At 65.1% G+C, this 23,045-nt stretch carries 22 protein-coding genes and 1 tRNA gene; 10 read left to right on the forward strand and 13 right to left on the reverse strand.

The genetic code is table 11. The features are described 5' to 3' along the window. Positions 1–2 precede the first annotated feature (2 nt). Together coaE and rpsA are read right to left on the reverse strand one after the other, a co-directional pair. On the reverse strand, positions 3–1,163 hold the full coding sequence (gene coaE, locus ACGFK1_RS27005; protein WP_393436805.1) for a dephospho-CoA kinase: 1,161 nt from the start codon (positions 1,161–1,163) through the stop codon (positions 3–5). Between the two features lie 48 nt (positions 1,164–1,211). Further along, positions 1,212–2,657, reverse strand: coding sequence for a 30S ribosomal protein S1 (gene rpsA / locus ACGFK1_RS27010; RefSeq protein ID WP_393436808.1), 1,446 nt, complete (start codon positions 2,655–2,657; stop codon positions 1,212–1,214). A 213-nt stretch (positions 2,658–2,870) separates the two neighbouring features. On the opposite strand from rpsA, the gene ACGFK1_RS27015 reads away from it, so the two are divergent. Both ACGFK1_RS27015 and ACGFK1_RS27020 read left to right on the forward strand, forming a co-directional pair. Then, positions 2,871–4,052: a PrsW family intramembrane metalloprotease gene (locus ACGFK1_RS27015; RefSeq protein ID WP_393436811.1), complete on the forward strand. Its 1,182-nt coding sequence runs from the start codon at positions 2,871–2,873 to the stop codon at positions 4,050–4,052. 25 nt (positions 4,053–4,077) lie between these two features. Further along, complete coding sequence (locus ACGFK1_RS27020; RefSeq protein WP_393436814.1) at positions 4,078–5,682, forward strand: adenylate/guanylate cyclase domain-containing protein; 1,605 nt, start codon at positions 4,078–4,080, stop codon at positions 5,680–5,682. Here ACGFK1_RS27020 and polA read toward each other — a convergent pair. After that, positions 5,639–8,299 carry a DNA polymerase I gene (gene polA / locus ACGFK1_RS27025; RefSeq protein WP_393436941.1) on the reverse strand — a complete coding sequence of 887 codons (2,661 nt, stop codon included), beginning with the start codon at positions 8,297–8,299 and terminating at the stop codon, positions 5,639–5,641. The two genes, ACGFK1_RS27020 and polA, sit on opposite strands and share 44 nt — an antisense overlap. 78 nt (positions 8,300–8,377) lie before the next feature. Continuing rightward, positions 8,378–9,268: a LysR family transcriptional regulator gene (locus tag ACGFK1_RS27030; protein ID WP_393436816.1), complete on the reverse strand. Its 891-nt coding sequence runs from the start codon at positions 9,266–9,268 to the stop codon at positions 8,378–8,380. A gap of 70 nt (positions 9,269–9,338) precedes the next feature. On the opposite strand from ACGFK1_RS27030, the gene ACGFK1_RS27035 reads away from it, so the two are divergent. After that, positions 9,339–10,490 (forward strand): FAD-dependent monooxygenase, encoded by a 1,152-nt coding sequence (locus tag ACGFK1_RS27035; RefSeq protein ID WP_393436819.1) that lies wholly within the window; start codon positions 9,339–9,341, stop codon positions 10,488–10,490. After that, positions 10,487–11,152, forward strand: a complete 666-nt coding sequence (locus tag ACGFK1_RS27040) for an alpha/beta fold hydrolase (protein WP_393436822.1) — start codon at positions 10,487–10,489, stop codon at positions 11,150–11,152. The genes ACGFK1_RS27035 and ACGFK1_RS27040 overlap by 4 nt, the downstream gene beginning before the upstream one ends. Positions 11,153–11,272: 120 nt before the next feature. Here ACGFK1_RS27040 and ACGFK1_RS27045 read toward each other — a convergent pair whose 3' ends face one another. Beyond that, complete coding sequence (locus tag ACGFK1_RS27045; protein ID WP_393436825.1) at positions 11,273–11,656, reverse strand: hypothetical protein; 384 nt, start codon at positions 11,654–11,656, stop codon at positions 11,273–11,275. A gap of 223 nt (positions 11,657–11,879) precedes the next feature. Between ACGFK1_RS27045 and ACGFK1_RS27050 the strand changes: the two genes are divergently transcribed. The 5 genes from ACGFK1_RS27050 to ACGFK1_RS27070 all read left to right on the forward strand — a co-directional run bounded on the left by ACGFK1_RS27050 (position 11,880) and on the right by ACGFK1_RS27070 (position 14,831). After that, on the forward strand, positions 11,880–12,323 hold the full coding sequence (locus ACGFK1_RS27050; protein ID WP_393436828.1) for a Zn-ribbon domain-containing OB-fold protein: 444 nt from the start codon (positions 11,880–11,882) through the stop codon (positions 12,321–12,323). Then, positions 12,313–13,512 (forward strand): lipid-transfer protein, encoded by a 1,200-nt coding sequence (locus ACGFK1_RS27055; protein ID WP_393436831.1) that lies wholly within the window; start codon positions 12,313–12,315, stop codon positions 13,510–13,512. The genes ACGFK1_RS27050 and ACGFK1_RS27055 overlap by 11 nt, the downstream gene beginning before the upstream one ends. Positions 13,513–13,594: 82 nt before the next feature. After that, a complete protein-coding gene (locus ACGFK1_RS27060; RefSeq protein ID WP_393436834.1) occupies positions 13,595–14,287 on the forward strand; it encodes a TIGR02206 family membrane protein in 693 nt (230 codons plus the stop codon). Beyond that, on the forward strand, positions 14,284–14,604 hold the full coding sequence (locus ACGFK1_RS27065; RefSeq protein ID WP_393436836.1) for a hypothetical protein: 321 nt from the start codon (positions 14,284–14,286) through the stop codon (positions 14,602–14,604). Before ACGFK1_RS27060 ends, ACGFK1_RS27065 begins: the two co-directional genes overlap by 4 nt. After that, entirely contained in the window at positions 14,601–14,831 is a 231-nt protein-coding gene (locus tag ACGFK1_RS27070) for a DUF167 domain-containing protein (RefSeq protein WP_393436839.1), read from the forward strand. The genes ACGFK1_RS27065 and ACGFK1_RS27070 overlap by 4 nt, the downstream gene beginning before the upstream one ends. Before the next feature lie 73 nt (positions 14,832–14,904). Here the strand turns inward: ACGFK1_RS27070 and ACGFK1_RS27075 are convergent, their stop codons facing one another. The 6 genes from ACGFK1_RS27075 to ACGFK1_RS27100 form a co-directional block, all read right to left on the reverse strand. After that, positions 14,905–15,645: an ABC transporter ATP-binding protein gene (locus tag ACGFK1_RS27075; RefSeq protein ID WP_393436842.1), complete on the reverse strand. Its 741-nt coding sequence runs from the start codon at positions 15,643–15,645 to the stop codon at positions 14,905–14,907. Beyond that, positions 15,632–16,459, reverse strand: a complete 828-nt coding sequence (locus tag ACGFK1_RS27080; RefSeq protein ID WP_393436844.1) for an ABC transporter ATP-binding protein — start codon at positions 16,457–16,459, stop codon at positions 15,632–15,634. Before ACGFK1_RS27080 ends, ACGFK1_RS27075 begins: the two co-directional genes overlap by 14 nt. Further along, positions 16,456–17,622: a branched-chain amino acid ABC transporter permease gene (locus ACGFK1_RS27085; RefSeq protein WP_393436847.1), complete on the reverse strand. Its 1,167-nt coding sequence runs from the start codon at positions 17,620–17,622 to the stop codon at positions 16,456–16,458. The genes ACGFK1_RS27080 and ACGFK1_RS27085 overlap by 4 nt, the downstream gene beginning before the upstream one ends. Further along, positions 17,619–18,665 (reverse strand): branched-chain amino acid ABC transporter permease, encoded by a 1,047-nt coding sequence (locus ACGFK1_RS27090; RefSeq protein WP_393436850.1) that lies wholly within the window; start codon positions 18,663–18,665, stop codon positions 17,619–17,621. The genes ACGFK1_RS27085 and ACGFK1_RS27090 overlap by 4 nt, the downstream gene beginning before the upstream one ends. A gap of 114 nt (positions 18,666–18,779) precedes the next feature. Beyond that, a complete protein-coding gene (locus tag ACGFK1_RS27095) occupies positions 18,780–19,997 on the reverse strand; it encodes a branched-chain amino acid ABC transporter substrate-binding protein (RefSeq protein ID WP_393436853.1) in 1,218 nt (405 codons plus the stop codon). A gap of 176 nt (positions 19,998–20,173) precedes the next feature. Then, entirely contained in the window at positions 20,174–20,785 is a 612-nt protein-coding gene (locus ACGFK1_RS27100; RefSeq protein ID WP_393436855.1) for an ANTAR domain-containing response regulator, read from the reverse strand. 78 nt (positions 20,786–20,863) lie between these two features. Here ACGFK1_RS27100 and ACGFK1_RS27105 point away from each other — a divergent pair. Beyond that, positions 20,864–20,937 (forward strand) — tRNA-Leu (locus ACGFK1_RS27105). 63 nt (positions 20,938–21,000) lie between these two features. On the opposite strand, the gene ACGFK1_RS27110 is transcribed toward ACGFK1_RS27105, so the two are convergent. Both ACGFK1_RS27110 and ACGFK1_RS27115 read right to left on the reverse strand, forming a co-directional pair. Further along, the gene (locus ACGFK1_RS27110; RefSeq protein ID WP_393436857.1) at positions 21,001–21,327 is read right to left on the reverse strand and encodes a hypothetical protein; all 327 of its coding nucleotides are present in this window, start codon (positions 21,325–21,327) and stop codon (positions 21,001–21,003) included. Between the two features lie 263 nt (positions 21,328–21,590). Then, positions 21,591–23,039: a sodium:solute symporter gene (locus ACGFK1_RS27115; RefSeq protein WP_393436860.1), complete on the reverse strand. Its 1,449-nt coding sequence runs from the start codon at positions 23,037–23,039 to the stop codon at positions 21,591–21,593. Positions 23,040–23,045 lie beyond the last annotated feature (6 nt).

The following is a 23,045-nucleotide window of genomic DNA, read 5'->3' on the forward strand; positions in this document are numbered from 1 at the left end:
GCTCAGGGCCGCCACCCGGTGCTCTCGGCCCATTCCCACGCTCGCTCGTACACGTCGGCGAACCACGGTTCCTTGGCTTCGGCGTAGTCGGGCGCGGTCAACGCCCTCCGCTTGGCGGCCAGATAATCCTGTTGCACATCGGGATTGGCGCAAAGCCAGTCCCGGAAGAGCAGTGCGAACCGCTGAGACGGCCAGCCGTCGACCCTCACATGGACGTTGGCGGGCCGCCCGGGATCGGCGGCGCAGTGAATCCGCTTGCGCCACTTGGCTACGTCCTCGGTATGCGGAGTGTCGGTCGTGATGTGCTCGATGCGTGGAAACCCGACGTTGGCCAGCGCACCGCTGATCTCGTCGGCGACGTCGAGCGACGCGACGGTGATCTGGATGTCGACGACGTCCTTGGCGTCCAGCCCCGGTACCGCGGTGGAGCCGATGTGGTCGATGCGCAAAACCTTTGCCCCACAGGCCATTTCGAGGCGCTTGATGATCCTGCGGGCATCGCCGGGCCACTCCGAGTGATACGGTGCCAGCTGGTAGACCGTTGGGGCGCACTGCTTGGTGCGGATGTTGTGCGCCAGGGGCAGAACGCGGCCGTGCCAGAGGTCGCGGGCCTTCTCGACGAGTTCGCCTGCGGAACCCGAATTGTCCAGCAGCACATCGGCTATCGCGCGGCGCTGGTCTTCAGGCGCCTGGGCCTTGATGCGAGCGCGGGCGTCGGCTTCGGCCATGCCCCGCTTGATCAGCCGCGTGACCCGAGTTTCGGCGTCGGCGCTGACCACCACGACGAGCGGAAACAGCGGCGCCAGTCCGGTCTCCACCAGCAGCGGAATGTCCTCGACCACCACGGCGTCTTCATGTACGGCGGCCAGGATCTCCTCGCGGCGACGAGCCACCAGCGGATGCACGATGCCGTTCAGCTTCGCGCGCTTGTCGTCGTCGACGAACGCCTTGGCCGCCAGTGCGGGCCGGTTGAGTGCACCGTCAGCAAGCAGGATGTCGTCGCCGAACGCCTCGACGAGTTGAGCCAGCCCCTCGGTGCCTGGTTCGACGACCTCGCGGGCGATCACATCGCCGTCGACGATGATGCCGCCGCATTCGGAGAATGCGGCGGACACCGTCGATTTACCGGCGCCGATACCGCCGGTCAAGCCGATGCGAAGCATGCGCCGCCCTCCCCCGTCGCTTCGCTCTGCCCCCGGGGGACGGCCCGGTTAGGCGCTGCCAGCCAGCTTCTCTCGCAGGGCCGCCAACTGGGCGTCGCTGGCCAGCGACCCACCCGCCGCAGGCTCATCGGAGCGCGACGTGCCATTCGCGGACGACGGCCGCGCCGCTTCTTCGGCCTCGGCAGCGGCGAACTTCTCCATCTGCGCGGTGTGCATCTTGTGCCTGCGCTCAGCCTCCGCGTAGCGGGACTCCCACTCCTCACGCTGCTTTTCGAAGCCCTCGAGCCATTCGTTGGTCTCGGCATCGAAGCCCTCGGGGAAGATGTAGTTGCCCTGCTCGTCGTAGCTGTCGGCCATGCCGTACTTGCTGGGGTCGAACTCCTCGGTGTAGTCCTCGTTGGCCTGCTTGAGGCTCAGCGAGATGCGGCGACGCTCCAGGTCGATGTCGATGACCTTGACCATGGCGTCGTCGCCGACCTGGACCACCTGGTCCGGGACCTCGACGTGCCGCTCGGACAACTCGGAGATGTGCACCAGACCCTCGATGCCCTCCTCGACGCGGACGAACGCACCGAACGGCACCAGCTTGGTGACCTTGCCGGGCACGATCTGGCCGATGGCGTGGGTGCGGGCGAAGTGGCGCCACGGGTCTTCTTGAGTTGCCTTGAGCGACAACGAAACCCGCTCGCGGTCCATGTCGACGTCGAGCACCTCGACGGTGACCTCGTCGCCCACCTGAACCACCTCGGACGGGTGATCGATGTGCTTCCAGGACAGCTCGGAGACGTGCACCAGGCCGTCGACGCCGCCGAGATCGACGAACGCGCCGAAGTTGACGATCGAGGAGACGACACCCTTGCGGATGGCGCCCTTCTGCAACTGGTTGAGGAACTCGCTGCGCACCTCGGACTGGGTCTGCTCCAGCCAGGCGCGCCGGCTCAGCACCACGTTGTTGCGGTTCTTGTCGAGTTCGATGATCTTGGCCTCGATCTCCTTGCCGATGTACGGCTGCAGATCGCGGACGCGACGCATCTCGACCAGCGACGCGGGCAGGAAGCCGCGCAGCCCGATGTCGAGAATCAGGCCGCCCTTGACGACCTCGATGACGGTGCCCTTGACGGCCTCGTCCTTCTCCTTGAGCTCTTCGATGGTCCCCCAGGCCCGCTCGTACTGAGCGCGCTTCTTGGACAGGATCAGGCGGCCTTCCTTGTCCTCCTTGGTGAGGACCAGGGCTTCGACCTCATCACCGACGGAGACGACCTCGTTGGGGTCGACGTCGTGCTTGATGGAGAGCTCACGGGAAGGGATGACGCCTTCGGTCTTGTAACCGATGTCGAGCAGGACCTCGTCACGGTCAACCTTGACGATGGTTCCCTCGACGATGTCGCCATCGTTGAAGTATTTGATGGTTTTGTCGATGGCGGCGAGAAAGTCCTCGCTCGAGCCAATGTCGTTGACGGCTACTTGCGGCGAGGTGACGGAGGGACTTGGCATGTGGTGGGTTGCTCCGGACAGGTTTGATCGTAGGGACTAAAAGGACTCTTGTTATTGGCTTCGGCGCGAGCGCCGAAGCTGGTGCTCCGCACCCGCAGCAGAGATCGCAAAACCATACACGGGTACCTGTCGAGATTACTCGACTGTGCACATGCTGGACAAACCCGGTCCCCAGAGCCGACCAAACATGATCATCGTAGCTACGCTGCTCTGGTGTCATACGCAGGCGCGCAGCGACCACCGCATGCGTTTCCTCCCCCGTTTCAGCGAAAAATCCGCAAGGTCGGCGCGCCGCTGGCCGTGATCATCCTGCTCGGCACCATCGCGGGACTGATCGTGATCGGGCTGACCGCGCTGAACCCCCTCGGCACCGCGATCGGCTTCACCTTGTCGAGCATCGCGATGACGATCGTCGTGCTGGCCTACGTGTGGCTTGACCGCTGGGAACCCGAGCCGGCGCGGCTGATGGTATTCGCCTTCCTGTGGGGGGCGTCCGTGGCCGTGGTGTTGGCGTCGATCGTCCAGCTCGTCACCGAGGCGGCGATCAATCCGGGTGATCCCGAACATGTCAGCGCGTTGTCAGTGGTGCTCGGGGCGCCGCTGACCGAAGAGGCGGCCAAGGGGCTGTTCCTGCTGCTCATGATGACCGGCAGGCGCCGCAACGAGTTGAACTCGCTGACCGACTGCCTGGTCTACGCCGGACTGGTCGGCGCTGGCTTCGCGTGGCTGGAGGACATCCTCTACATCTCGGGAGGCGAGTCACTCGGCGAGTCCCTTCTCACGGCGGCGCTGCGGCTGATCATGGGCCCGTTCGCGCATTCGCTTTTCACGACGATGTTGGGGATCGGGGTGTATTTCGCGCTGCAACGGCGAAACGGCATCGCCAAGGCCGGTTGGGTCCTGCTCGGCTACGTCGCGGCGGTTTTCATGCACGGCCTGTGGAACGGCTCGTCGCTGTTCGGCGCGGGAGCCTACTTCGGGGTCTACCTCTTCTGGATGGTGCCGATCTTCGTGCTGGTCATCGTGCTGGGTGTGCAGAGCAGGCGGCGCGAGCAGCGCGTGACCGCCGCCAAGCTGCCGGGGATGGTGTCGGCCGGTCTGGTGACGCCGAACGAAGCCACCTGGCTGGGTTCGCTGGCGGCACGCAAGGCGGCCATCGCCGAAGCGACCCGCCTCGGCGGCAAACCCGCGGGCAGGGCTGCCAAGCGATTCGCCTACCAAGTGGTCGAACTGGCCTTCGTGCGAGACCGCATCGACCGCGGCTTCGAAGATCATCGGGTTTACGCAATGCAGACCGATGAGGCGTATCGGGTGCACGCGGCCAGGGCCGAGGCGCCGGTGTTGCAGGCGCTGGGCGGTTACCGGGCGCCGGGGGCGCCAACCCGGCGGAATTAGCGCCGACGTCAGTTACGCTCTTTTCGTGGCGGAAACGTCATACGCACCCTGCGGTGACCTCAGCCTGGCGTATCAGGTGTTCGGCGACGGGCCGGTCGAGCTCGTGTTCGTGGGCCCGCTGGTCGGCCACGTCGAGCTGTTCTGGCTGCTCCCCGAATACAAGTCGTTCTTCGAACAATTGGGCACGTTCTGTCGAATCGTCGTGTTCGACAAGGCCGGACTCGGGCTGTCCGACCCGATCCCGAAGGTTCGCACGCTCGACGAACGCGCCGACGAGATCGAGGCCGTCATGGACGCTGTCGGCTTCACGTCGGCCGTCGTCTTCGGCATGAGTGAGGGCGGCACCGCGTCGGTGGTGTTCGCGGCCAGGCGACCGGAGCGGACCCGGGCATTGGTGGTCTACGGGTCGTATCCGTTCATGGCCACCGACTGGGACGACCTGGACCGCGACCCGGTCGAGGTGCACCGGCGGCTGATCGCCGCCGCGAACGAGGACCTCAGCGCGCAGTACATCCCGACGGTCGCGCAGATTGCCCGGCTTCGGGAGTTCGGCCGCGCAGTGCGGTCGGGTTGGGGAAACGGTCGGGCGGCCGGCACCGCGTTCCCATCGGTGAAGTCGACGCGTCAGCTCGCGATGTTCGAGCGGATGAGCGCGAGCCCCGGCATGGTACGAGCCGCGGTCGAATCGCTGTTTCGCGTCGACATTCGACCAATTCTGCCGACGGTGGCGGTCCCCACACTGGTCATCCACGCCACCCACGACCCTGGAGTGCCGGTGCAGTGCGGCCACTACCTGCGCGATCACATTCCCGGCGCCCGCATGCTGGAGGTCGACGGAGTCGACCACGCGCCCTGGTTCACCGAGCCCGACCGGATCCTGTCCGAGTTGGAGGAATTTCTGACCGGCACCCATGCGGCGCCGGCACCAGCTCATCGCGCCCTGCGCACCGTGCTGTTCACCGACATGGTTGCCTCGACCGAACATGCCATCGCCTGCGGCGACGAACGATGGCGCGCGGTGCTGCAGCGGTTCGACGACATCGCCACCGAACAGGCCGAACGGTTCGGTGGCACGGTGGTGAAAAGCACCGGCGACGGTCACCTGATCACGTTCGACGGCCCGACTCACGCCATCCGATGTGCCGAGGCGATGCGCGACGAGGCCGAGACGTTGGCCATCGAGATCCGCGCGGGTATCCACACCGGCGAATGCGAACTGTTCGAGGGCGACATCGGCGGCATCGCCGTGCACATCGCGGCACGGATACTGGCCAACGCGGACGCCAACGAGATCGTGGTGTCGCGCACCGTCCGCGACTTGGTCGTCGGCTCAGGCACCTGCTTCCGCGATCGCGGCGCCGTCGAACTGCGCGGCGTTCCCGGTATGTGGCAACTGCTGACCGTCGATCGCGAGGATCCTCGACGGGAGTCCGCGGAGGCACGGCTCGCATCGCGGCCCACGCCCCCGGCCAAGACCACGATGCGCCGCTCGGATCGCGCCGTCGCGGCGGTGGCCCGGCACACGCCGTGGCTGCTACGCGGCTTCGCCTATCTGGCCCCCGCCACCGGTCGGGGGCAGCCGTCCCTCAGTGCGCCGCCGAGTCCCAACTTCGCCCGAACCCCACGCTGACCTCGAGCGGCACGTCGAGCGGATAGGCGTTGCCCATCTGTTCGCGCACCAGCTTCTCGATATCCGCGCGTTCACCGTCGGCGACCTCGAACAGCAGTTCGTCGTGCACCTGGAGCAGCATCCGCGACTTCAGGCCCGACTCCTTGAGCGCCTTGTCGACGTTGATCATCGCGACCTTGATGATGTCGGCGGCGCTGCCCTGGATCGGGGCGTTGAGGGCCGCGCGTTCGGCGGCCTCGCGCACATTGCGGTTGCTGCTGTCCAGCTCAGGGAGATACCGCCGCCTGCCGAACACCGTCGAGGTGTAGCCATCCTTGCGCGCTTGATCGACGACGTCGCGCAGATAGTCACGCACGCCGCCGAAGCGGTCGAAATACTGCTCCATCTGGACTTTGGCTTCTTCGGTGGAAATCTTCAACTGCGCGGCAAGGCCGTACGCGCTCAATCCGTACGCCAGCCCGTACGACATCGCCTTCACGCGGCGCCGCAGTTCGGCGGTGACCTCGTCGATGGGTACGGAAAACGCCCGCGACGCGACGAACGAGTGCAGGTCCTCGCCGGTGTTGAATGCCTCGATGAGCCCGGCATCTTTCGACAGGTGCGCCATGATCCGCATCTCGATCTGGCTGTAGTCGGCCGTCATCAACTCGTGGTAGCCGTTACCGACGACGAACGCGTCGCGGATGCGGCGACCCGCCTCGGTGCGGATCGGGATGTTCTGCAGATTCGGTTCGGTCGACGACAGCCGTCCGGTAGCCGCAATGGTTTGGTTGAACGTGGTGTGGACCCGGCCGTCGGACGCCACGGAGTTGATCAACCCGTCGACGGTGACCTTCAGCCGGGTGGCGTCGCGGTGAGCCAGCAGGTGCTGCAGGAACGGATGGCCGGTCTTGTCGTAGAGCGACTGCAGCGCGTCGGCGTCGGTGGTGTAGCCGGTCTTGGTGCGCTTGGTCTTCGGCATTTCCAGCTCGTCGAACAGCACCACCTGCAATTGCTTGGGCGAGCCGAGATTGATCTGCTTACCGATGACGGCATACGCCGCCTCGGCCGCATCGCGGATCAGGTCTGCGAACTCGCTCTGCAACTCCCCCAGCTGCTTCAAGTCGACGGCGATGCCCGCTGATTCCATTTCCGCGAGCGCGCGCTGGACCGGTAGCTCCATGTCGCCGAGCAGCGACGAGCACTCCATCCGGGCCAGCTCCTCATCGAGCGCATCGGCCAGGTCCATCACCGCGCTGGCTCGCAATATCACGGTCTGCACGGCCTGATCATCGACGCCGTCACTGTCGTCGAGCAACGAAAGTTGTTGCTGTTCAGGGTTATCCGCGCGCAATTCGCGCTTCAGGTAGCGAAGCGACAGATCGTCGAGCGCGAAGCTGCGCTGTCCCGGCCTGACCAGATAAGCGGCCAGCGCGGTGTCGGAGGTGACGCCGGCCAACGTCCAACCGCGCCCCTCCAGGTCGTGCATCGCCAGCTTGGCTTCGTGCAAGGCCTTCGGTTGGTCCGGATCGGCCAGCCACGCTGCGAGCGCGGCCTCGTCGTCGGGGTGCAGGGTGGCGGTATCGAGGTAACGACCGTCGCCGTCCGCGGCGACGATGGCCAGCGCGGTGGCATCGGCGTCGAAAGCCAAATGCGTGCCGACGACGGCCATCCCGGACCGCTTGCCGGCGGTGTGCTCGGCCAGCCAGCCCGCCAGTTCGCCGGGCTCGAGCATTCCGCCCTTGACGTCGAAGCCCTGGTCCACCTCGGGGTCGGCCGAGGCCAGCGTGTCGAACAGCCTGTCACGCAGCACCCTGAACTCAAGGTCATCGAACAGGCGGTGGATCTGATCGCGATCCCACGGCTGCATCCGCAGGGTGGCCGGCGTCTGCGCCAGCGGCACATCTTTGACGAGGTCGGTGAGCTCACGGTTGAGCACCACGCTCGACAGATGGGCCCGAAGCGCGTCACCGACCTTGCCCTTGACGGTGTCGACCTGGTCGACAAGGGCCTGCAGCGACCCGTATTCGGCGATCCATTTGGTGGCGGTCTTCTCCCCGACGCCGGGGATGCCGGGCAGGTTGTCGCTGGGGTCGCCGCGCAGTGCCGCGAAGTCCGGATACTGCTGCGGGGTCAACCCGTACTTTTCCAGCACGGCCTCCGGTGTGAACCGGGTCAGCTCACTGACGCCCTTGCGCGGGTACAGCACGGTGACGTCGTCACTGACCAGTTGCAGCGAGTCGCGATCGCCGGTGACGACCAGCACGCGGTAACCCTCGTCCTGGGCCTGGGTGGCGAGTGTGGCGATGACGTCGTCGGCTTCGAATCCCGGCTCGGCGAGCACCGTGATGCCGAGCGCGACCAGCACCTCCTTGGTGATGTCGATCTGCCCACGGAATTCGTCGGGGGTGGACGACCGCCCGGCCTTGTACTCCGGATACTTCTCAACGCGGAAGGTCTGCCGGGAAACGTCGAAGGCGGCGGCGATGTGCGACGGCTGCTCGTCGCGCAGCAGATTGATCAGCATCGCGGTGAAGCCGTAGACAGCGTTGGTGGTCAGCCCGCCCTGGGTCTTGAAGTTCTCCGCGGGCAGCGCGTAAAACGCCCTATACGCCAGCGAATTGCCGTCCAGCAGCATCAATGTGGGCTTCTGGTCGGCATTCTCGGACGCCGTCTTCTTGTCGGTCGCAGTACTGGCTGGGCTCACGGCCCTACTCTAGGCATCCGCTGTGACAGCGAGTAGCCGCCGAGCCTTTTCCACGAGCACGCGTGCCGCCGGACTCATCGGACCGCCCGACCGCCAGGCCAGCACCAGTCGGCCCCTCAACTCGGGCACGATCGCCAGCGCGTGCAGGCCGTCGCGGTCCCGAGGCACCGATGCCGGCACGATCGCGACGCCGAGACCCCGCTCCGCCAGGTCGGCGAGCGCAAGCGGCGTGCTGGCCTCGAATGCGATCCGCGGGGTCACGCCGGCCCTGGCGCACGCGACGTCGAACTGATGCCGGATACCCGCGCCGACGGGCAAAGCGATGAGCTGTCGGTCGGCCAGGTCTTTCAGCCGGATGCTCTTCCGCGACGCCAGCGCATCGGTGTGCGAGACGACGGCCTGAATCGCCTCGTCCGTGACCACCTCGACATCGAGGCCCTCTGGCTGTTCGTCGGGCCCGACGGAGACGATCGCCGCGTCCAGACGTCCGGTACGCACCTTCTCGATGAGCGTGTCGGAAGCCTCTGCGCTGAGCGTGATCTCGACCTGTGGATGCTCGACGTGGAAGTCCGCCAACAGCGCGGGCATGTCGACGCTGTGCGACGTGACCGTCCCGATCGTGACCGTGCCGCGGACCAACTGGGCCAGCTCATCGATCGCCACCTGGATGTCGGCGACGGCGGCGAGCGCAGACCTGGCGTAGGGCAACGCTGCCTCGCCCGCAGCGGTCAACCGGACCGTGCGACGCGACCGGTCAAGCAGCGACTGGCCGAGTTCGCGTTCCAACCGCTGGATCTGCGCGCTGACCGCGGGTTGGGCGACGTGGATGCGCTCGGCGGCGCGGGTGAAGTTGGCCTCCTCGGCGACGGCGACGAAGTATTCCAGCTGCCGAAGTTCCATAACTGATAATTATAGTTTCTGGGCCATATCGCTATTGGACTTATGGAAACCGCGCGACGAGCCTGGAGGCATGACTGACGTATTGATTGCCGGTGGCGGAATCGGTGGGCTGACCGCCGCATTGAACCTGCATGCGCGCGGCATCCGATCCACCGTCGTCGAAAGCGCTTCGCAGCTGGAACCGCTGGGCGTGGGCATCAACCTGCTGCCGCACGCGGTCAGCGAGCTGTATCAGCTGGGCCTTGGCGACGCACTCGAGCAGAAGGCGGTCGCACCCACCTCGATCTCCTACTACGACACCGAGGGCACGCTGCTGTTCCGTGAGCCGCGGGGAGTCGACGGCGGCTACGGCTACCCGCAGTATTCCGTGCACCGCGGCGAGCTGCAGATGCTGTTGCTGGCTGCAGTGCGGGAACGACTGGGCGCCAACGCCGTTCGCACAGGCGCTGAAGTACACAGCTTCGATGAATCAGCGAACCGGGTGCGGGTGCGCACCTCCTCGGGTGATTACGGTGCGGCGGCACTCGTCGGCGCGGACGGCATCCACTCGGCGGTGCGCGCACAGCTACATCCGGACTCCGACCCACTGCTGTGGTCGGGCGTGCGGATGTTCAGGGGCGCCGCACCCGGCGATTTCCTCGACGGCCGCACCATGGTGATCGTCAAGGACCCCGACGGGGCCGACCTGGTCACGTATCCGATCGGCGACGGGCAGATCAACTGGGTGGTGATGATGCCGGAGTCGGCACCGGGTCCGCTGCCTGGCGACGCGAAGTGGAACCAACCGGGCGACCGGTCCGCCATCCTGAGTCACGTCGAACGCTGGAGTCTGGGCTTTCTGGACGCAGCCGATCTGGTGCGGCGCACCGAACCCGTGCTGGAGTACCCGATGGTCGATCGCGACGTGCTGCCGTGGTGGGGCTCACGTCATGGAACCGGCCGGGTGACGCTGCTCGGTGACGCCGCACATCCGATGTATCCCGTTGGCGCCAACGGTGGTTCGCAGGCGATCGTCGATGCGAGGGTGTTGGCCGATGAACTGGCCCGTGACTTCGATGGCGGGTTGCGGTCCTACGAGGAAATCCGCCGACCAGAGACAGCCGACGTGGTGTCGGCCAATCGCGAAATGCACCACACCGGGGCCACCCAGCGACCGGAGGACCTGGCGCGGGTTACAGGCAAGTACCGCAAGGACACTCGAGCAGACACGGTGCGGACATGACGACCTACGTGATGGTTCCCGGAGCATGTCACGGCGGCTGGTGCTTCGACGATCTGGCCGCCGAGCTGCGCTCGCATGGACATCAGGTGCTGGCCATCACGCTCACGGGCATCGCCGAACGGGCCCACCTGCTGCACGCCGGGGTGAACCTCGAAACCCACATCGCCGATGTGCTGGCCGAACTGGCCGTGCGCGACGTCCGAGACGCGGTGCTGGTGGGGCACAGCTATGGCGGCATGGTGATCACCGCGGTCGCGGATCGGGTTCCGCAGCAAGTGAACTCGCTGGTTTATCTGGACGCGTTCGCGCCCCGCGACAGCGAATCATGCTGGACGCTGACCACCGACGAGCAGCGCGCGTGGTACGTCTCAGTCGACGAGACCGGTTACGGCGTGCCACCATTGCCGTTCTTCGACTCACGCGCCACCGCACACCCGATCGCCTCACTGCTTCAACCAATCCGCCTCACCGGTGACCAGTTGCCACGTCACCGGCGCGGCTACGTGTACGCGACGAAATGGGAAGTCGAATCGCCGTTCGCGACGACGTACGAGCGGGTGCGGCGTGACCCCGGATGGGAGACGCATGTGCTCGACGGCGCACACAACTTGATGCGCGACTGTCCCGACGATCTGTTGCGGATCTTGCTCGACTACAGCTGACTGGTGCGGATCCACGAAGCCGTAACGCGGCGAGCCATCTACCCGGTCAACGGTGGCCGGCAGGCCTGCGCCGTACATCCGCGCCCAGTCCTTGAACGGGTTGGGCGTCTGCGTATCCCGTCAGTAGCCGAGGAACTTGCGGAACTGCTGCCCGACCGCCATCGACTGGCCCATCCGCTGAACCCATCCGTCGAGCGCGGCCTTGGTGTCGGCCGGATTCCAGCCCCGCTCCTGGGCCAACGTGATCATGCCCGCCTCGTTGTTGATGCCGCGCGCCTGCGCGTCAAGGGCCAGATCGGCATAGTCCTGCAGCGAGATGCCGTTGATGGGCTGCCAGATCGGGTCATCGGCGGCCACCGACTGGGCCGAGGGGCCGCCGAACATTGCCGGGTTCATCATTCCGCCGGCACCCTTGACGTGCACCATGCCGTCGCCCTGCTGCGGTTGGGCGAATGCCTGCTGTGCCTGGTGCGTGGCCTTTTTTGCCTTGTCGAACAGTCCCACCGATGTCTCCGAATCTTCCAGCCGGCGGCCACATTGGCCGCGGATACCTGGTTAGTACAGGTTGTGGCCGGGGCTACCGATCCCAATTCCACGGAGAATCTTTGATGACCGGGGCACGCAGGGGTGGGTAGTCGACTATCTCAGTCGTCGGCGGGGCGATGATCCGTCTCCGCGAAACTGGAACACGTTTCAGTTCCGCGCCCAAACTCGGTACGCTGACCGGGTGTCAGCATCCACGCAGCCCGCGATCGACGGCTGGTTCGCCACAGATGGGTCCGGCCAGCCGTATCTGATCGGCGGCAAATGCCACCACTGCGGAACGTACGTGTTTCCGCCGCGAGCCAACAACTGTCCGAATCCCGGCTGTGACGGCGAAGAGCTTGCGCAGGTGCCGCTGTCGCGACGCGGGACGCTGTGGAGTTACACCGAAAACCGGTACGCACCCCCGCCGCCCTATCCGGCGCCGGATCCCTTCGAGCCGTTCGCCGTCGCGGCCGTGCAGTTGGCCGACGAGGGCCTGATCGTTCTGGGCAAGGTCGTCGAGGGCACGCTCGCGGCCGATCTGAAGGTCGGCATGGAGATGCAGCTGGACACCATGCCGCTGTTCGTCGACGACGACGGCGTGGAGAGAGTCGTCTACGCATGGAGGCGCGCTGATGAGTCCTGAACCGCTCTACATCCTCGGCGCGGGCATGCATCCGTGGGGCAAGTGGGGACGCGATTTCACCGAGTACGGCGTGGTGGCTGCGCGGGCTGCGCTGGCCGAGGCCGGACTGGACTGGCGCCAGATCCAACTGGTCGCGGGCGCCGATACCATCCGCAACGGCTACCCCGGCTTCGTTGCGGGCTCGACGTTCGCGCAGAAGCTGGGCTGGAACGGCGTGCCGGTGTCATCGTCATACGCGGCGTGCGCCAGCGGATCTCAGGCATTGCAGAGCGCGCGCGCCCAGATCCTGGCCGGCTTCTGCGACGTCGCGTTGGTGATCGGCGCCGACACCACGCCGAAAGGGTTCTTCGCGCCGGTCGGCGGTGAACGCCGCAACGATCCCGACTGGCAGCGGTTTCATCTGATCGGTGCGACCAACACGGTGTACTTTGCACTGCTGGCCCGCCGCCGGATGGACCTCTACGGCGCCACGCTCGAGGACTTCGCCGGAGTGAAGGTGAAGAACTCGCGGCACGGCCTGAACAACCCGAACGCGCGCTACCGCAAGGAGGCCTCCGTCGAGGACGTGTTGGCCAGTCCGGTGGTGTCGGATCCGCTACGGTTGCTGGACATCTGCGCGACGTCGGATGGCGCGGCCGCGTTGATCGTGGCCAGCGCGGAGTTCACCAAGAAGCATCTGGGGTCGCTCGAGGGCGTGCCGTCGGTGCGCGCGGTGTCCACGGTGACGCCGAAGTATCCTCAACATCTACCCGAATTACCTGATATCGCAACGGATTCCACTGCCGTCGTGCCTGCGCCGGAGCGGGCGTTCAAGGATCAGATCCTCGACGCGGCCTACGCCGAGGCAGGCATCGGACCCGAAGACCTCAGCCTCGCCGAGGTTTACGACCTGTCCACCGCGTTGGAGCTGGATTGGTATGAGCACCTTGGCCTGTGCGGCAGGGGTGAGGCCGAGCAGTTGTTGCGCAGCGGCGCAACGGCGGTCGGCGGCCGCATCCCGGTCAACCCGTCGGGCGGGCTGGCCTGTTTCGGGGAGGCGATCCCGGCGCAGGCCATCGCGCAGGTGTGTGAGCTGACGTGGCAGCTGAAGGGCCAGGCCACCGGTCGCCAGGTCGAGGGCGCCACCGTCGGCATCACCGCCAATCAAGGATTGTTCGGCCACGGTTCGTCGGTGATCGTCGCTCGCTAGCCCCAGTCGAACGTGAGTTTGTGATCGAGGTTTTCCAGAAATCTGACACATGAGCTCACGTTCGACGAACATGTGCGTCGAAATGGCAGGGAAATTCACGGCATACGGCCCGTCACATTGGGCCGTGATCGCGGTGTTTGCCGTCGGCGCCGTGCTGCTGGTGTGGATCGGGCGCAGACAGACCGAGCAGCAGGCGCGCCGACTCGGACGCATCCTGGGCGCAGTGACCGCGGCGATCTACGCGGCGATCCTGATCTATGTGCTGACTCCACCGACGCTGGACTCGGTGCCGCTCCAGCTGACCGACCTGGCGACCGTCGTGGCCGCGTACGCCCTGTGGTCACAGAAGCAGTGGGCATACGCGTTGACCTACTACTGGGGATTGGTGTTGAGCACCCAGGCGCTGATCTCGCCCGCGCTGCAGAGCCCCGATTTCCCCCATTATCAGTTCCTGGCGTTCTGGGCGATTCACTTGCTGGTGGTCTGGGCGGCCATCTATCTCACCTGGGGGCCCGGGATGCGGCCGGACTGGCGCAGCTATCGACTCGCCATCGCCGTCACGCTGGCCTGGGCGACGGTGACGTTCACGTTCAACCGCATCGCAGGAACCAACTACGGCTTCCTCAATCGCAAGCCGTCGACGTCGTCCCTGCTGGATGTGATGGGCCCTTGGCCGGTGTACATCTTCGTCGCGGCGGGGCTGGTGCTCATCGTGTGGGCGTTGATGACCTGGCCCTGGGTCCGCAGGCGGCGCCGAGTTAATCTCGAAACATGACGGTTCCCGGGGACTGGGCGCCCGACGCGTGCACGTTGCCGACGAGCGACCGTCCACTGCGGATCGCGGAGTTCGATGACTTGTTCACTTTCGTCGTGCGGGCCGAGCGCCGCGCGCCGACACTTCTGGACCTGGTGCTGCGGCGCATCGTCGAGGCGCCCGCCGGGGACCTTGCCAAGCGTGAGAGTGAGTGCTGTTCTTTCTTCACCTTCCGGTTCGACGCCGACGGCGACGATGTGGTGATGCACGTCGAGGTGCCGGCCGGCCAGGTCGAGTTGCTCGACGCGCTCGAAGCACGCGCCTGCGCGCGGCCATGACCGAGACCGTCGTCGTCAGGGTCAAGCCCGGCAGCAAGAAGGGCCCGCTCGTCGAGACCGGCTTCGACGGCGAACTGACGATCTACGTCCGGGAACAGGCCGTGGAGGGCAAGGCGAACGCAGCCGTCGTCAAGCTGCTTGCCGAGCACTTCGGCGTTCCGCGCAGTCGCGTCGAACTGGCCTCCGGTGCGACGTCGCGCATCAAGCGTTTTCGCGTCACTCGATAGGCGCGAGCGTGCGCAGAATGTACGCGTTTGACGGCGTGTCGGCGTGCAGACACGCACACTCGCCGAAGGGAGGCTAGGCGACGCCGAGATACGCCGCGCGAATGCTGTCGTCGTGCAACAATTCTCGCGCGTCACCTGCCCTGGTTACCTGGCCGGTCTCCAAGATGTAGGCCCGATCCGACCTGCTGAGCGCCTGCTGCGCGTTCTGCTCGACCAGTAGCACCGTGGTCCCCTGCGAATTGATCTCGGCGATGATCTTGAAGATCTGCGAGATCACCATCGGCGCCAAACCCATCGACGGTTCGTCGAGCAGCAGCACCTTTGGCCTTGCCATCAGCGCACGCCCGATCGCCAGCATCTGCTGCTCGCCACCCGACAGCGTTCCGCCGACCTGGTTTTTGCGTTCGGCCAGTCGCGGGAACGTCTCCAACACCCAGTCCAGCCGTTCTTTGTGTTCGGCTTTGGATGCGAATTTCCGTCCGTAGCAACCCATTTCAATGTTCTCGGTGACGGTCATGCCCGGGAAGACACCTCGGCCCTCAGGCGCCTGAATCAGCCCGTCGGTGACCCGCTTGTGCGCCTTGACCCGGCTGATGTCCTGACCGTCGAACCACACCGAGCCCGAGCTGAGCGGCCGCAGCCCCGAAATCGCGCGCATCATCGTCGTTTTGCCGGCGCCGTTGGAGCCGAGCAGCGTCACCAATTCCCCTTCGTGCACCACCAGCGACACGCCGTGCAGCGCCTTGATGCGGCCGTAATGCACCACCACATCGCGGGCCTCGAGCAGGATCGGGCGGTCGTCACTTGACGTCATCGTCGGGCACCCCCAGATAGGCAGCGATGACCTTGGGGTCCTCGCGGATCTCGTGCGGCAGGCCGTCGGCGATCTTGCGGCCGAACTCCAGTACCACGATTCGGTCGGTCACCCCCATCACCAACCGCATATCGTGTTCGATCAGCAGGACGGTGTAGCCATCGTCGCGGATTTTGCGGATCAACTCGATCAATGCCGCCTTCTCGCTCGGGTTGAATCCGGCAGCGGGTTCGTCGAGGCACAGCAGCTTCGGCTCGGTGGCCAAGGCGCGGGCGATCTCGAGCCGCCGCTGGTCGCCGTACGGCAGATTCTTGGCCTTCTCCTCCCCCCGATGCGCGATGCCGACGAAGTGCAGCAGCGCCGCGGCGCGTTCGATCGCCGTCTTCTCCTCGCGCCGATGCCGCGGGGTGCGCACCAGCGCGCCGGGTACCGACGTCTTGTGCCGGGCATCCGTTGCGACGACGACGTTCTCCAGCGCGGTCATCTCGCCCCACAGCCGGATGTTCTGGAACGTGCGAGCGATGCCCTTACGGGTGATCTGGTGCCGCTTGATCCGTCCCAACGGCGCGCCGTCGAAGATCACCGACCCCGAACTCGGCCGGTACACGCCGGTGATCGCGTTGAAGCAGGTGGTCTTCCCGGCGCCGTTCGGTCCGATCAACCCGAGGATCTCGCCGCGTTTGATGCTGAAGCTCACCGAGTCCAGCGCGACCAGCCCGCCGAATTTGACGGTCAAATCCTGCGTCTCGAGGAGGACTTCACCTTCAGCGGCACGGATTTCGCGGTGGACGCCTGCCAGGTCCTCGATCGTCATTGAGCAGGCTCCTTTTCGCCCGGCGGCGTTCTGAGCAACTCGCGTGCCGCCTTGCCGTAGGTCAGCAGCTGCTGGCGGACTGGGAACAGCCCCTCCGGCCGGAAGATCATCATCACCACCAACGCCAATCCGAAGAACAGATACTTCAAGTCGCCGAGGTTGATGCCGAGGAAGTGCACGCCGAGCAACCGGTTCGGCAGGTACACGATGATGAACGCGCCGAAGATCACACCCAGCTTGTTGCCCTGACCGCCGAGCACCACCGCGCACAGGAAGAGCATCGAGTTGATGATGTTGAACGTCGGCGGGGCGACGTACTGCACCTGGCCTGCATACAGCGCGCCGGACAGACCGCCGATCGCCGCACCCATCACAAAAGCCCACAGCTTGAAGCGGAACGTGTTGACGCCCATCACTTCTGCGGCGTCCTCGTCCTCGCGGACCGCCACCCATGCCCGGCCCACCCTGCTGCGTTCCAGGTTGCCGACCAGAAGAAGGATCACCACGATCAGCACGAGCCCCAACCAGAACCACCAGGTTCCGTAGTTGGCGTGACCCGACGAGTTGCCGTTGGAGAACACCCCCTCCGGCAGCTTTTCGCTCTCCCCCAACCGCGGATAGGCGACCTCGTTGAGGCCACGCGGTCCGTTGGTGATGTCCGCGAGATTGTCGGCCATCAGTCGGATGATCTCGCCGAAGCCCAGTGTGACGATCGCCAGGTAATCGCCGCGCAACCGCAGTGTCGGGATGCCGAGGATCAAACCTGCCAACGCGGTCATGGCCATCGCCAGCGGCACGCATGCGAGCCAGGCCCACGGCGCGCTGAACCAGCCGTCGGGCCCTACCTTGTTCCACGGACTGTCCGGGCTGGTGAGCAGCGCGACGGTGTACGCGCCAACGGCGTAGAACCCGACGTAGCCCAGGTCGAGCAGACCAGCTTGGCCGACAACGACATTCAGGCCGATAGCGATGATCGCCACCATCGCGAACTGAGCCATGGTGCCGCCGAAGCTGATGCCGGGCGTGTCGAGGAACGGCGGCGTGTAGAGCGGCAGCAACCCGAGCGCGCCGAACAGCAGGACACCGAATGCCCACTTCTGCACCCGAGACAGCCCGCCCCACCAGTCGCGCAGGCCGTCACCGGGAGCCAAGAGTCGATTCATGCTCGCGCCTTCCCGAGGCTCTCACCGAGTATGCCCGTCGGCCTGAACAGCAGCACCAGAACCAGCAGCACGAACGCGACGACGTCGCGCCACTGCGTGCCGAAAACGGCCTGGCCGTAGTTCTCCATGATGCCGAGCAGCAGACCGCCGAGAAGAGCACCGCGCAGGTTGCCGATACCGCCGAGCACTGCGGCCGAGAACGCCTTGATGCCCAACAGGAATCCGCCGGAGTAGATGATGCCCTGCGGCACCTTGAGCGTGTAGAGCAGCGCTGCCGCGCCCGCGAGCAGACCGCCGATCAGGAACGTCGTCATGATGATGCGTTCGCGCGACACCCCCATCAGTGTCGCGGTGGTCGGATCCTGGGCGACAGCGCGGATGCCGCGGCCGAACTTGGTCCGGTTGATCGCAAAGTCGGTCAGCACCGCGAAAATCAGCGCCGCGACGATGATCACGATCGTGACGTTGGAGACCGTCGCGCCGAAGACATGGAACTGAGTCTTGGGCTGCACAAGGATGATCGGCTGCTGCGCATTGCTTCCGCCGTATCCCTTGAGCAGCTTGGGCAGCACGAAGTGCACGAACTCCTGCAGCACGAACGACATGCCGATTGCGGTGATCAGGAATGTCAGCGACCGGGCACCGCGTCTTCGCAGCGGCCGGTACGCGATGAATTCCAGACCCACCGCCGCCGAACCCGACACCAGCATCGCGAACAACATCGCGATGGCCAGATACAGGATCGTCAAAGCGATGCCCTTGCTGTACGCATTGCCGCTCGGCGTGAAGCCGACGATGACGTCGAGCGCGAAGTACGCGCCGAACATGCCAAGCATGAATATCTCGGAATGCGCGAAGTTGATCAGTCGAAGCACACCGAACACGAGCGTGTACCCGACTGCCACCAATGCATAGATGGCCCCCCACGACAGTCCGTCGATCGTCAACTGCCAGAAGCCGATTCGCAGACCTTCTAGGTTGAAGTTGATGTTGGCGGCCAGGCAGGCGTATTGCGCCCCGTGATCTAGGCACTGTTGGATCATCCGGGGGCAGCTCCTCGCGACAGTGATCTATCCGGTAGGTCGTATGCAATAAACGCATCGCCAGCGAAAACGCGTCCGAGCCATACGGTCTCGGACGCGCTTCGCTTCAGCGACTTACTGGACCTTGAAGATCCAGATGAGGTTGGTGGTGAGCTCACCGGTCGGTGTCCACTGGTACTTACGGGCCACACCCTGGCCGTTGTAGTTCCTGACGAAGTCAAGCAGCGCGGGCCGGGTGATCGCGCCCGAGTCGATGCCCTTGACCAGTATCGTGCCGAGGTCGTAGCCCTCCGCACTGTAGGTGCCCGCATCGGTGTTGAACTTCTTCTTGTACTCGTCGGCGAACGAACCGGTGGCCGGGCCGCACGGGCAGGACAGGATGGCGCCCTTGGTCGCTTCACCGCCCTGCTTGACGTACTCGGGATCCTTTGTGCCGTCGGCGGAAACGAATGTTCCCCCGAAGCCGCCGTCCTTGAGCTGCTGGGTCAGCGGCGCAGCCTCCGAGTAGTAGCCGCCGTAGAAAACGGCATCCGGGTTGACACCCTTGACCTGTGTCACCGCGGCGGAGAAGTCCTTGTCGCCCTTCTTCACCGAGATGTTGCAACCCGAATCCGCCACCGGGCCCAGCGTCTCACGGACCGCTGATGCCAGGCCCAGACCGTAGTCGGTGCTGTCGTCGATCACGCAGACCTTCTTGTAGTTCAACGTGTTCTTCAGGTAATTGGCGACCGCCGGGCCCTGCACGGCGTCGTTGGCGAGGCCGCGGAAGAACGTCTTCCAGCCGTTCTGGGACAGCGTCGGGTTCGTCGCAGACGCCGTGGTGGCGACCAGGCCTGCCTGGTCGAACACGGTGCCGGTGGCTTTGGTCTCACCCGAGAACGCCGGACCCACCAGGCCGATCGTGTACTGGTCGTCGACGATCTGCGGCGCGATCGCGGTGGCCTTCTGCGGATCGCCCTCGGTGTCGAACGGCTTCAACTGCACCTGGCAGCCCTTGTTGGCCGCGTTGTGCTTGTCGATTGCAAGCTGCACACCGTTCTTGATGTTGATGCCCAGCGCGGCGTCCGGGCCGTTGAGGGCACCCGCCATCGCGATCGACACCGGCGGGCAGGTGGCCTTGCCGTCACCGGCGGGATCGGCCGGCGCGGCACTCTGATCGGACTTGACTTCCTTGCCCTGCTCGTCGATCTGCACTTGCTCGACGATCTTCAGGTCGGCCTGCGCAGTGCCTCCGCCACCACTCGGCTCGGATTGTTGGCACCCGGCAATACCGAGCACGACCAGAACCGCACTACCGAGAGCAAATACATTGCGTGTCACGCGCTGGCGCACACTTCACCTCCGGGTCAATGTTTTCGTCGGCACCGGCGCACCAGCCCTCCTCTGCCGGGGCGGCGATGCTTCGGGAAGACCATAGCCAACGGGAACCCATGTCGCGTCATGTTGGAAAACGGGGACTGCTGACCGGCCGGAAATTCGCGCCCTTCGGCGCGTCGGAAACGCAGTATTTACGCTTTCTCTGGCGCATCGAGAGTTTCGAGCACCACCTCGGCGACGCGCCTCATCGTGGTGCGGCGATCCATCGCTGCGCGCTGGATCCATTTGAACGCCTCGGGTTCGGACATTCCCTGCTTGGTCTGCAGCAAACCCTTCGCCCGTTCGACGAGCTTGCGGGTCTCCAATCGGTCTGACAGCGTCGCGACTTCGTTCTCCAGCGCGGTGATTTCACCGAACCGGCTCACCGCCACCTCGATCGCCGGAATCAGATCGGTGATGTTGAACGGCTTCACCAGGTAGGCCATCGCGCCCGCGTCGCGCGCTCGCTCGACGAGTTCACGCTGACTGAATGCGGTCAAGATGACGATCGGCGCGATGCGCTTGCTGGCGATCTCGGAGGCGGCGTCGATGCCGTCGCGGCGCGGCATCTTCACGTCCATGATCACCAGGTCGGGCTTGAGACTTTCGGCCAGATCGACCGCCTCCTGGCCGTCTCCGGCCTCGCCGACGATCTCGTAACCTTCTTCGCGCAGCATCTCGGCCAAGTCCAGCCGGATGAGCGCTTCGTCTTCAGCGACGAGAACGCGGCGCGGCCTATCGGCGTCGGTCGGTGACCCGGTCATGGGACACATTGTGGCGGTCCGGTGGGCGATCAGCGACCGGGGGGCATCCTCTATGGTGGAAAGCCGCACTAACGCCACGCCCTCGTATCCCAACTGGCAGAGGAAACGGATTCAAAACCCGTACAGTGTGAGTTCGAATCTCACCGAGGGCACAGACAGTGAACGGGCGAGCCCCGAAGCGCTCGCCCGCCACTTTGCGCTAGTGCGCCCTGCTGTCAGCCCAGACCCAGCAGGCCGTGCTTGCCGATGCCGAAGTTCCCGACGCCGATGTTGCCCAGGCCGGCGTTCAGCGCGCCGCCATTGAACGCCCCGAGGTTGCCGAGGCCGGTGTTATGGGGACCCAGATTGAGGATGCCGGTGCTGCCGGTGCCGAAGTTCACGATGCCCTTGCTACCGGGCGTCGTGAGGACGCCGTAGTCGCATACGCCGCCTTGAATGCCGAACAAGCAGGCCGCGTTCGAGGTCGCAGGCGCGACCATCGCAATCGTTCCGGCTCCCAGCAGCGAACAACCGAGAATGGTGAGCGAACGGAGTTTCGGCATATCTGCCCCCTTAGCTAGTTTTGAGAATGCCGATGCCAAGGGTAAACCCGCCGTTGCTGAGCAATCAAGTATTCCGGCAAATATTGCGATCGTGTCGCTTATGGTCGTTGGTTAGGGTATTTGCCGATGAAAGTAGTCACTCAGCAACATCCTATATTAACGCCAACGGTGAATAATCAGCTGGGCTATGCACCTTCTACCGTCCGCATTTGACTTTGCTGTCATATTCGAAGACCGGGCGGATATCGTCGGCTAGGGCAAAGCTAAGACAGCGATGTCTGGACAACTTCGACATCGCTCCCGCGGCTTCGCCGATCCCATTCGGCGAGCACGTCGGGGTCGGTGGGCTTGCTGGTCAGGCTGCCTGCCAGATAAACCACCAGCCCAGTGGCCAGCCCCACGTAGATGGGCTCGTTGGCATAGATGTCGCCCAGGTACATCATCGTGGCCAGTGTCGCGATGGTGCCGACGGCCATCGCCGCCACAGCGCCGACGTTGGTACCGCGCCGCCACAACAGACCCCCGAGGATGGGCACCAGCAGGCCGCCGACCAGGATGTCGTACGCCACGGTCAGCGCGGCCACCACATCCTGCAGCACGCACGCGATGATCACCATCACGATGCCGAAACCGAACACGTAAAGCCGGTTGTTGCGGATGTGGTCGTGCTCGCTGCCCCCTTCGATGTCCTGGTGCCGCAACCGTGCGACGATGTCCTGGCTGAACACGGTCGCGGTGGCGATCAACGCCCCGCTTGACGTAGACATCACCGCGGCGAGCGCGGCTGCAAGCACCAGGCCGGCGAGCACCGGCGGCAACTGCTGCTCGACGAATTGGGCGAACGCGTCGTCACGGGACTCCAGCGCGGGAAGCAGCACCCTTGCCGCCATCCCGATCACCGCGCCCGCCACCGCATAGAGCAGGCAATACAGGCCCGACGCCGCACCTGCCCAGCGAGCCACCCCCGGGCTTCGCGCCGTGAACACCCGCTGCCAGATGTCCTGACCGATGAGCAGACCGAACGTGTAGATGACGAAGTAGGTCAAAATGGTGTCGCCGCCGATGGTGGTCAGCGACGTGGCATCGGCGGGGAGCTTGTCGGCCAGCCCGGAGATCCCTCCCGTCTTGTACAGCGCGACCGGCAGCAAAATGAAGAAGATGCCGATGGTCTTGACGAGGAACTGCACGAAGTCGGTCAGCGTGATCGACCACATGCCGCCCAGCGTCGAGTAGGCGATGACCACACTTCCGCCGAGGATGATCGCCGGCACCTTGTCGATGTCGAACAACGCGCCGAAGATCGTCGAGTAGGCGATGGTCGAGGTCACCGACAGCATCAGTGTGTAGCCCCACATCACGATGCCCGACAACACCGAAGATCCCGGCCCATAACGGAGTTCGAGCATCTGACTGACGGTGTAGACCCGCAGTCGCTGAATCCGTCCGGCGAACAACAGGCTCAGCGCCAGGATCCCGACACCAATCCAGAACACCAGCCACATGCCGGAAATGCCGTACTTGTATCCGAGGCCGACGCCGCCGATGGTGGACGCTCCGCCCAGCACGATCGCGGCCATCGTGCCGGAGTACAACAGCGGGCCCAGCCGGCGGCCGGCCACCAGAAAGTCGGATTGCGTTTTGGCCCTGCTCTTTCCCCAGAAGCCGAACGCAATCATGCCCAGCAGATAGATGACGACAATCGCGATGTCCATGATGTC

It is taken from the genome of Mycobacterium sp. NPDC048908, assembly GCF_043197955.1.
GTDB lineage: Bacteria > Actinomycetota > Actinomycetes > Mycobacteriales > Mycobacteriaceae > Mycobacterium.

Coding starts and splice junctions, on each gene's coding strand:
- ACGFK1_RS27115 (WP_393436860.1), bottom strand. CDS start 23,039: ATGGACATCGCGATTGTCGTCATCTATCTGCTGGGCATGATTGCGTTC.
- ACGFK1_RS27090 (WP_393436850.1), bottom strand. CDS start 18,665: ATGATCCAACAGTGCCTAGATCACGGGGCGCAATACGCCTGCCTGGCC.
- ACGFK1_RS27080 (WP_393436844.1), bottom strand. CDS start 16,459: ATGACGATCGAGGACCTGGCAGGCGTCCACCGCGAAATCCGTGCCGCT.
- ACGFK1_RS27070 (WP_393436839.1), top strand. CDS start 14,601: ATGACCGAGACCGTCGTCGTCAGGGTCAAGCCCGGCAGCAAGAAGGGC.
- ACGFK1_RS27030 (WP_393436816.1), bottom strand. CDS start 9,268: ATGGAACTTCGGCAGCTGGAATACTTCGTCGCCGTCGCCGAGGAGGCC.
- ACGFK1_RS27075 (WP_393436842.1), bottom strand. CDS start 15,645: ATGACGTCAAGTGACGACCGCCCGATCCTGCTCGAGGCCCGCGATGTG.
- ACGFK1_RS27060 (WP_393436834.1), top strand. CDS start 13,595: ATGGCAGGGAAATTCACGGCATACGGCCCGTCACATTGGGCCGTGATC.
- rpsA (WP_393436808.1), bottom strand. CDS start 2,657: ATGCCAAGTCCCTCCGTCACCTCGCCGCAAGTAGCCGTCAACGACATT.
- ACGFK1_RS27040 (WP_393436822.1), top strand. CDS start 10,487: ATGACGACCTACGTGATGGTTCCCGGAGCATGTCACGGCGGCTGGTGC.
- ACGFK1_RS27085 (WP_393436847.1), bottom strand. CDS start 17,622: ATGAATCGACTCTTGGCTCCCGGTGACGGCCTGCGCGACTGGTGGGGC.
- ACGFK1_RS27110 (WP_393436857.1), bottom strand. CDS start 21,327: ATGCCGAAACTCCGTTCGCTCACCATTCTCGGTTGTTCGCTGCTGGGA.
- ACGFK1_RS27035 (WP_393436819.1), top strand. CDS start 9,339: ATGACTGACGTATTGATTGCCGGTGGCGGAATCGGTGGGCTGACCGCC.
- coaE (WP_393436805.1), bottom strand. CDS start 1,163: ATGCTTCGCATCGGCTTGACCGGCGGTATCGGCGCCGGTAAATCGACG.
- ACGFK1_RS27065 (WP_393436836.1), top strand. CDS start 14,284: ATGACGGTTCCCGGGGACTGGGCGCCCGACGCGTGCACGTTGCCGACG.
- ACGFK1_RS27100 (WP_393436855.1), bottom strand. CDS start 20,785: ATGACCGGGTCACCGACCGACGCCGATAGGCCGCGCCGCGTTCTCGTC.
- ACGFK1_RS27055 (WP_393436831.1), top strand. CDS start 12,313: ATGAGTCCTGAACCGCTCTACATCCTCGGCGCGGGCATGCATCCGTGG.
- polA (WP_393436941.1), bottom strand. CDS start 8,299: ATGCTGCTGGACGGCAATTCGCTGGCGTATAGGGCGTTTTACGCGCTG.